This is a genomic window from Paracoccus thiocyanatus (genome assembly GCF_900156255.1).
GTDB classification, from domain to species: domain Bacteria; phylum Pseudomonadota; class Alphaproteobacteria; order Rhodobacterales; family Rhodobacteraceae; genus Paracoccus; species Paracoccus thiocyanatus.
This window is the reverse complement of the sequence record NZ_FTMK01000018.1, coordinates 64,089-71,183: the sequence shown is the minus strand read 5'-3', so window position 1 is coordinate 71,183 and position 7,095 is coordinate 64,089. Positions and strand designations below refer to the sequence as shown.

The 7,095-nt window shown below is 68.6% G+C and carries 7 protein-coding genes and 1 tRNA gene; 1 reads left to right on the top strand and 7 read right to left on the bottom strand.

The features are described from left to right. A partial coding sequence (locus tag F3H32_RS13180; protein ID WP_188128662.1) for a transposase occupies positions 1 to 289 on the bottom strand: 289 nt, incomplete at its 3' end. Positions 290 to 400: 111 nt separating this feature from the next. On the opposite strand from F3H32_RS13180, the gene F3H32_RS13175 reads away from it, so the two are divergent. Beyond that, on the top strand, positions 401 to 1,207 hold the full coding sequence (locus F3H32_RS13175; protein WP_115756972.1) for a response regulator: 807 nt from the start codon (positions 401 to 403) through the stop codon (positions 1,205 to 1,207). Between the two features lie 114 nt (positions 1,208 to 1,321). Here the strand turns inward: F3H32_RS13175 and F3H32_RS13170 are convergent, their stop codons facing one another. The 6 genes from F3H32_RS13170 to F3H32_RS13145 all read right to left on the bottom strand — a co-directional run bounded on the left by F3H32_RS13170 (position 1,322) and on the right by F3H32_RS13145 (position 7,094). Continuing rightward, positions 1,322 to 2,287 carry an NAD(P)H-dependent flavin oxidoreductase gene (locus F3H32_RS13170; protein ID WP_149766260.1) on the bottom strand — a complete coding sequence of 322 codons (966 nt, stop codon included), beginning with the start codon at positions 2,285 to 2,287 and terminating at the stop codon, positions 1,322 to 1,324. A 73-nt stretch (positions 2,288 to 2,360) separates the two neighbouring features. Continuing rightward, complete coding sequence (locus F3H32_RS13165) at positions 2,361 to 3,416, bottom strand: aldo/keto reductase (RefSeq protein ID WP_149766259.1); 1,056 nt, start codon at positions 3,414 to 3,416, stop codon at positions 2,361 to 2,363. Between the two features lie 20 nt (positions 3,417 to 3,436). Further along, a tRNA-Sec gene (locus F3H32_RS13160) sits at positions 3,437 to 3,532 on the bottom strand. A 1-nt stretch (position 3,533) separates the two neighbouring features. Continuing rightward, complete coding sequence (selB, locus tag F3H32_RS13155; RefSeq protein WP_149766258.1) at positions 3,534 to 5,465, bottom strand: selenocysteine-specific translation elongation factor; 1,932 nt, start codon at positions 5,463 to 5,465, stop codon at positions 3,534 to 3,536. A 9-nt stretch (positions 5,466 to 5,474) separates the two neighbouring features. After that, a complete protein-coding gene (gene fdhE, locus F3H32_RS13150) occupies positions 5,475 to 6,383 on the bottom strand; it encodes a formate dehydrogenase accessory protein FdhE (RefSeq protein WP_149766257.1) in 909 nt (302 codons plus the stop codon). A 24-nt stretch (positions 6,384 to 6,407) separates the two neighbouring features. After that, positions 6,408 to 7,094: a formate dehydrogenase subunit gamma gene (locus F3H32_RS13145; RefSeq protein WP_149766256.1), complete on the bottom strand. Its 687-nt coding sequence runs from the start codon at positions 7,092 to 7,094 to the stop codon at positions 6,408 to 6,410. Between the last annotated feature and the right edge of the window lies 1 nt (position 7,095).

Genomic DNA, 7,095 nt, shown 5'->3' with positions numbered 1-7,095 from the left:
TGAGCGTGGAGAAGTCCGGGACCGGCCAGTCCAGACCAGCCATCTCGAGGATGCTGGCGACCATTCCGGTCGTTTGCCGAAGCGGCAGGCCGAAGAGCACCTTGATCATCAGACAGAACTGGATGGCGGCGTCGGAGAAGACCGGCGGACGTCCGGGCTTGCCTGCCTTCGGCGCAAGCCAGTCCATGTCCCGGTCTAGCCAGACGAGCAGAGATCCGCGCCGCTTCAGCGCGTCGTTATAGGATTTCCAGTTGGTCGTACGGTAGCGGGCAGGTTCGGGCTTGCTCATGGCAGGCTCTTAACCCACCGGATTCACGCCGTGAATCCCGGAAGCTCATGAGTTCTGCAACAACGCTTATCCGATCAGGTTCCAACACACGACGCATTTTTCGAGGTAGCCATGACCGCAGCGGATCTCGCCCAGTCCATCAGCCGGGAACTGCCCTATCTGCGGCGCTACGCGCGTGCGCTGACAGGCAGCCAAACCGCCGGCGACAATTACGCCGCCGCCACGCTGGAGGCGATCCTGACCGATCGCAGCCTCATGGATGGCGAGGACAGCCGCATCGGGCTGTTCCGCACCTTCCACGCCATCTGGCAAAGCTCGGGCCAGCCCGTCGAGCTGGTAGAGGCCCAGACCCCGCGCGAAGCCAGCGCCCAGGCGCATCTGCGCGGCCTGACGCCCAATTCCCGCGAAGCGCTTTTGCTGCGCACCATCGAGGAGTTGCGCTATGACCAGATCGCGCAGGTCATGCAATGCCCGCAGACCGAGGCCGAGGAACTGGTGCAGATCGCGCTGAACGAAATGAGCCAGTCGCTGGCCGGCAAGGTCATGGTGATCGAGGACGAAACGATCATCGCCATGGACCTGAAGGGCATCGTGCAGGCCATGGGCCACGACGTGACCGGCATCGCCCGCACCCATGCCGCCGCCGTGGACCTGGCGCATCAGAAGCGGCCGGACCTGATCCTGGCCGATATCCAGCTGGCCGACGGGTCGTCCGGCATCGAGGCGGTGAACGAGCTTCTCGCCAGCATGGGCGACATTCCGGTGATCTTTATCACCGCCTTCCCCGAACGGCTGCTGACCGGCGACCGGCCGGAGCCCGCCTTCCTGATCTCGAAGCCCTATTCCGAGGAACAGGTGCGCTCGGCCGTCAGCCAGGCGATGTTCTTTGCCTCGACCGAGGGGCTGGCGGTGTCCTGACGCACCGCCGCGCCGCTTGGCGCGGTCGCAGGAGTATTTGGGAAACGGTGAAAGGCGGGCCTTGGCGCCCCGCCGCATCGTTCAATGGGTATTTAGGGAACGAAGAAGTCGCGGTCAGGCGCAAAGGGTGGCGCGGGCCTGGGCGTGTTCGCGGGCCAGGCGGTCGATCAACTGCGCGGCGGGAAGGATTTCACGCACCGCGCCGATGCCCTGGCCCGAGCCCCAGACCTGGCTCCAGGCCTTGGGGCGGGGGGTGTTTTCGTCAAAGCTCATGTCCGAGACGTCGCCGCGGGCCAGATCGGCCGGATCAAGCCCGGCGGCCCGGATCGAGGGCGCCAGATAGTTGCCCGATACGCCGGTGAAAAGCGACGAGGTCACGATGTCCTCGGCCCCGCATTCGGTGATCATGCGCTTGTAGTCGGGCGGGGCATTGGCTTCCTGGGTGGCGATGAAGGGGCTGCCGACATAGGCCAGGTCCGCGCCCATGGCCTGGGCCGCCAGCACCGCCCGGCCGGTGGCGATGGCCCCGGACAGCAGCAGCGGGCCGCTGAACCATTCGCGGATTTCCTGCACCAGGGCAAAGGGCGATTGCGGCCCGGCATGGCCGCCGGCACCGGCCGCCACGGCGATCAGCCCGTCGGCGCCCTTGTCGATCGCCTTCCGGGCAAAGCTGTTGGTGATGACGTCATGCAGGGCGATGCCGCCGCAATCATGGGCCGCCGCGTTCACCTCGGGGCGGGCGCCCAGGCTGGTGATCCAGATCGGCACCCGGTGCTTGTGGCAGATTTCGATGTCGCGCTGAAGCCGCGCGTTCGAGCGATGCACGATCTGGTTCACCGCAAAGGGCGCGGCCGGGTTGTCGGGATTGGCCTGGTTGTGGCGGTCCAGCTCCTCGGCGATGCGGGTCAGCCAGGCGTCGAGCAGCGGGGCCTCGCCATCCTTTTCGCGGGCGTTGAGCGCCGGGAAGCTGCCGACGATCCCCGCCTTGCATTGCGCGATCACCAGTTCGGGCCCCGAGACGATGAACATGGGCGAGGCGACGACGGGGATGCGCAGGCCGGTCAGGATGGGGGGCAACATGATCTTCTCCGCTCACGGGGTCGGGGCAGATTGCCCGCCCGCCGTCCCGGTGCCAATGGTTCCGTGGCGTCCTTCAATAGGTCATGGGATGGGCGCGATGCAGGGCGTCGATGCGCGCCAGCGCCTCGTCCGACAGGCGCAGGTCCAGGCCGGACAGCAGGTGGCCAAGCTGCGCGGTATCGGTCGCGCCGATGATCGGGATGGTGCGGAAGGGCCGCTGGCGGGTAAAGGCGATGGCCATATGCACCGGATCGAGCCCCAGGTCGCGCGCCAGTTCGTGCCATGCATCAACCGCGGCAAGGGCGCGGAGGGTCCGGCGGCCGCCAAGGTTGCCGCGCCCGCCGCTGGCGACATCCACCGCGGCCCGGCTGCCGGGGGGCGTGGCGCCATCGCGGTATTTCCCCGTCAGCAGCCCCGCCGCCAGCGGCGAATAGGCAAGCAGCGTCACCCCTTCGTTCACCGCCAGTTCCGCCAGGTCGGTGTCGAAGGCGCGGTAAAGCAGCGAATATTCGTTCTGGATGCTGGCAACCGGCGGCGCGCCCAGCCGCGCGGCGGTGTCGATCCAGCGCAGGCTGCCCCAGGCCGATTCGTTCGACAGGCCAAAGGCGCGGATCTTGCCGGCGCGGTGCAGTTCGGCCAGCGCCTCCAGCACGTCCTCCATATGCGCGATCGTGGCGGCGCGGTCCTGGCCCGAGGGATCGTAGCGCCAGTTCTGGCGAAAGGCATAGCTGCCGCGCACCGGCCAGTGCAGTTGGTAAAGGTCGATGCAATCGGTCCCCAGCCGCTTCAGTGACGCGTCGACGGCCTGGCGCAGAATGGCGCCGTCATAGCCTTCGGCCCTGACCGTGGCGCTGGGTCCGGTGACCTTGGTCGCGATCTGCACCCGGCCGCGGCAACCGCGCGCGGCAAGCCAGTCGCCGACGATCGTCTCGCTGGCGCCTATGGTCTCGCGCCGGACCGGATTGACGGGATACATCTCGGCCGTATCGAAAAAGGTGATGCCGGCGGCCAGCGCCCGGTCCATCTGGGCCTGGGCCTCGGGCGCGGCGGTCTGGTTGCCGAAGGTCATCGTGCCCAGGCTAACCGCGCTGACCCGAAGATCGCTGCTGCCAAGCGTCGTGCTGTCCATGTCCGTCCTTTCGTCGCATCTGGCGGAAGAGAGTGGGAGTCGAACCCACCCAGGACAGGCTCACTGCCCCAACCGGATTTGAAGTCCGGCCGCCCCACCGGGGACGCTTCTCTTCCCTTATTCCCGCTTGTCCGACCCGTCCGGCGTGAACAGGTCGATCCGATGGGGGTTGATGCGACGAAGATCGCCCCGACGCAAGGTCAGACCCAGCCGGTCGAAGAAGTCAAGGATCTGGATCGCCACCTTGCGCCCATTCTGCACCCGGTCGCGAAAGGCCGGGGCGGTGAACCAGCCGTCCGCGGCCTGCGTGCCAAGGTCGCGGATGATGCCCACCATCTCGACCGTGGTGGCGCGGGCAAAGAAATGGTCATGTGCGATCTGGTCGATGCGGCCCTGGCGCGCCGCCATGCGCAGGATGCGGCGGATCTCGGCTTCATCTGCGCCGCATTCCTGGGCAAGGTCGCGCACGCGGGGCGGGCGAAAGCGGTCTTCGCCGGCAAGCTGCGGCAGGATGCGGTCCAGCAGCGCCTCGTCCTCGGGCGCAAGGCGGGGCAAGTGGCCAGGCAGGCGGATGAAGGCGCCGTCCAGCGCGATATGGCCCGCCGCCGCCTCGGCGCGCAGGAAGGCGGCGAAATCGGGCTTGGGCAGGCGCGGGTCCAGCATCAGCCGCAGCTTTTCCCGGCCAAGTCCCTGAAGGTCGGCATTCTCGGCGTGAAAGGCTGTCAGTTCCGCCTGCATCTGCCGGCGCAGCGCCTGGAGGCGGCCGAGGCCAAGCGCCTGGCGCGTTCCGGGAACGATGGCGACGCCCGAAACAGCGATGGCGCGGTCAAGCTGGGCCGGTGCCAGCGCGCGGTCGCGGGCAAAGCTGTCCAGGTCGACCAGCGCCAGCCCGGCCAGCGCCGCCAGCGCATCGGCCGGATCGGACAGGGCCATGGCGCGCAAGACGGCCAGGCGTTCGGGGCGGGCGCGGTGGCGGGCGGGAGCGCGCAGGTCGATCAGCCGACCGCCGCCGATGGTGCGGCGGGCCGAGACATCGCGCAGGATGAAGCGTTCGCCCAGGGTCGCGGCCAGGGAACGGTCCAGGACCAGTTGCGCCAGCCCTTCTTCGCCCGGTGCCAGCGGCCCCTCCAGCGGCACGATGCGGGCGCCGGTTTCCGCCGCGCCCAGGTGCAGGCGGGCGGGAAACCAGGTGGCCAGCGGCTTCGGCTCGGACCCAAGCACGCGCAGCATCACGTCGATGCGCTGGGTCGGCGCGTGCAGTATGGGGTCCAGCGCCACGTCGCCGCGGTGGATCGCCTCGCGCGTCACGCCGTCGCCGGCCAGATTCAGGGCGCAGCGCTGGCCGGCCAGTCCCGCCTCGGCCTTGCGGTTCTGGGCGCGGATGTCGCGCACGCGGGCCGGCAGGCCCCGTGGGCTGATGACCAGGTGGTCGCCCGGCGAGACGCGGCCCGACAGCACGGTGCCGGTGACGACGGTGCCAGCCCCGGCCAGGGAAAAACTGCGGTCGATGGCCATGCGAAAGCGTGCCTCGGCGGCGCGGGCGGCGGTCTGCGCCTCGGCCCGCACCAGCGCGGCGCGCAGGGGGTCGATGCCCGCGCCGGTCAGGGACGAGACCGGAAAGACCGGCGACCCGGCCAGCCCGGTCGGGGCCAGCAATTCCGCGATCTCGGCCGTCAAGGCGGCGATGCGGTCAGGGGGCGCGAGATCGGACTTGGTCAGCGCGACCATGCCGCGGCTGATGCCCAGCAGGTCGAGGATCGCCAGGTGTTCGCGCGTCTGCGGCATGATGCCGTCATCGGCGGCCACGACCAGCAGGGCCAGATCGATGCCGCCGGCCCCCGCCAGCATGGTGTGGACGAATTTCTCGTGCCCCGGCACATCGACAAAGCCGGTGACGGCGCCGCCGCCCAGGTCTGCATAGGCAAAGCCCAGCTCGATGGTGATGCCGCGGGCCTGTTCCTCGGCCAGCCGGTCGGTCTCGATGCCGGTCAGCGCCCGGACCAGCGCGCTTTTGCCATGGTCGATATGGCCCGCCGTGCCGACGATCATCGCCCGCCGTCAATAGCCGGCCAGGAAGGGGTTGAAGCCGCCCCGCTTCCATTCGGTGTCCCGCATCATCAGGTCCAGGCCCAGGCTGGCCACATCGTCGGCGATGGGTTCCAGCGAGGCATTGCGGTTCTGATACAGGATCTTGACCCAATGGTCGCATTCGCGGCAGAGCTCGGCCTTGACCGTCGCGTCGCCGGTTTCGACCGAGCGATAAGAGATGCCCTTGGTCGAGCCGCAGCAGACGCATTTCACCCGCACCTCGTTCCACAGCGTCTGGCAGGTGGCGCAGGCGCAATAGCGCGCCCCTTCGGCGCCGATGCTTTCGGTCACCAGGCTGGTCGCGGGGCGGCCGCCGCAGGCCGGGCAGGTGCCGATACGGATCGGAACCAGCTTGGCGGCGTCCAGCGCCGCGGCCTGCATCGCCGCATGGACCTGCAAGGCGGCGGCGGCGAACAGATGCGGGGCCACGCTGTCTTCGGGGATGGTATCGGCCAGCACGTTGTCCATGACCCAGTCCAGGTCCGCGGGCTCGGCCGCCTGCAATGCCGCCAAGGCCAGCCGCGCCGGTTCGGGCATGTCCAGCGCCGCCAGCCGCCCAAGCAGCAAGGGCAAGGCCTGCGCCAGCCCGTCCCGCATGGCCTTGCGGTCCAGGGGCGGCATGCGGCTGGAGCGCGCCAGTTCGACCCGCTGGGCCGCAAGCGGCTGGGGTTGCGGCAGTTCGGCCGCCAGATCGGCCTGCGCCCGGCAAAGCCCGGCCAGGAAGCGCAGATAGGGCGCCAGGTTCGGGCTGTGCCCGGCCAGGAAATCGAACCGCTCGGCACGGGTCGAAAACAGCGCCGCAGGGTCGGGCAGGCGCGCCAGGGGAACCTTGGCGACGCCGCCGATCATCGAAGGATCGGGCTTCAGGGCGGTGGACATGGCATCCTTTCGGGTCGCTTTGGCCTATTCTGCCGGGCCGCCTTCACGGCGTCCAGCCACTTCGCGCAGCCATTTTCGGTGGTGCCGCCAGGCCCAGCCCCCGGTCACGCTGCCGCGGGTCATCGCGCGCAGGGTGCCGCGGGTCCAGAAGGCCGCATAGACATGCAGGATGAAGGTCAGGATGATCGCCACCGCCGAGACCGAGTGGATCAGCACCGCCCAGCGCCGCACCTGGATCGAGACCAGATTGCCGAAGAACTGTTCCCAGATCATCACGCCGGTCACGATCAGCACCAGGATCAGCACCGTCATGGCCCAGAAGACGAATTTCTGTCCGGCATTGTATTTGCCAAGTTCGGGCAGCTTTTCCTCGTCGCCGCGCACCACATCGCCGATCTGGCTGACCCAGGTGCGATCCTCGGGCCGTGGCAGGTTCAGCCGCCACATCTGCAAGAACAGCAAAAGGAAGCTGAAGAACAGCAGCACGCCGACAAAGGGATGCAGCCAGCGCGTTGCCTGCCCGCCGCCGAACAGCCCGGTCAGGAAGTAAAGCGACGGATGGAACAGCGCCAAGCCCGACAGCAGCAGCGCAATCAGGCTGGCGGCCGTCACCCAATGGTTCACCCGCGTAAAGCCGCGATAGCGGCTGACCGTGACCGGCTGGCGGCTTTCGATATGGTCGCCCGCCGCGGAAAACATGCGCCTGGCCATC

Excerpts from the sequence above, each read along its gene's own strand:
- F3H32_RS13165 (WP_149766259.1), bottom strand. The coding sequence starts at position 3,416 with ATGGACAGCACGACGCTTGGCAGCAGCGATCTTCGGGTCAGCGCGGTT.
- F3H32_RS13175 (WP_115756972.1), top strand. The coding sequence starts at position 401 with ATGACCGCAGCGGATCTCGCCCAGTCCATCAGCCGGGAACTGCCCTAT.
- F3H32_RS13145 (WP_149766256.1), bottom strand. The coding sequence starts at position 7,094 with ATGGCCAGGCGCATGTTTTCCGCGGCGGGCGACCATATCGAAAGCCGC.
- fdhE (WP_149766257.1), bottom strand. The coding sequence starts at position 6,383 with ATGTCCACCGCCCTGAAGCCCGATCCTTCGATGATCGGCGGCGTCGCC.
- F3H32_RS13170 (WP_149766260.1), bottom strand. The coding sequence starts at position 2,287 with ATGTTGCCCCCCATCCTGACCGGCCTGCGCATCCCCGTCGTCGCCTCG.
- selB (WP_149766258.1), bottom strand. The coding sequence starts at position 5,465 with ATGATCGTCGGCACGGCGGGCCATATCGACCATGGCAAAAGCGCGCTG.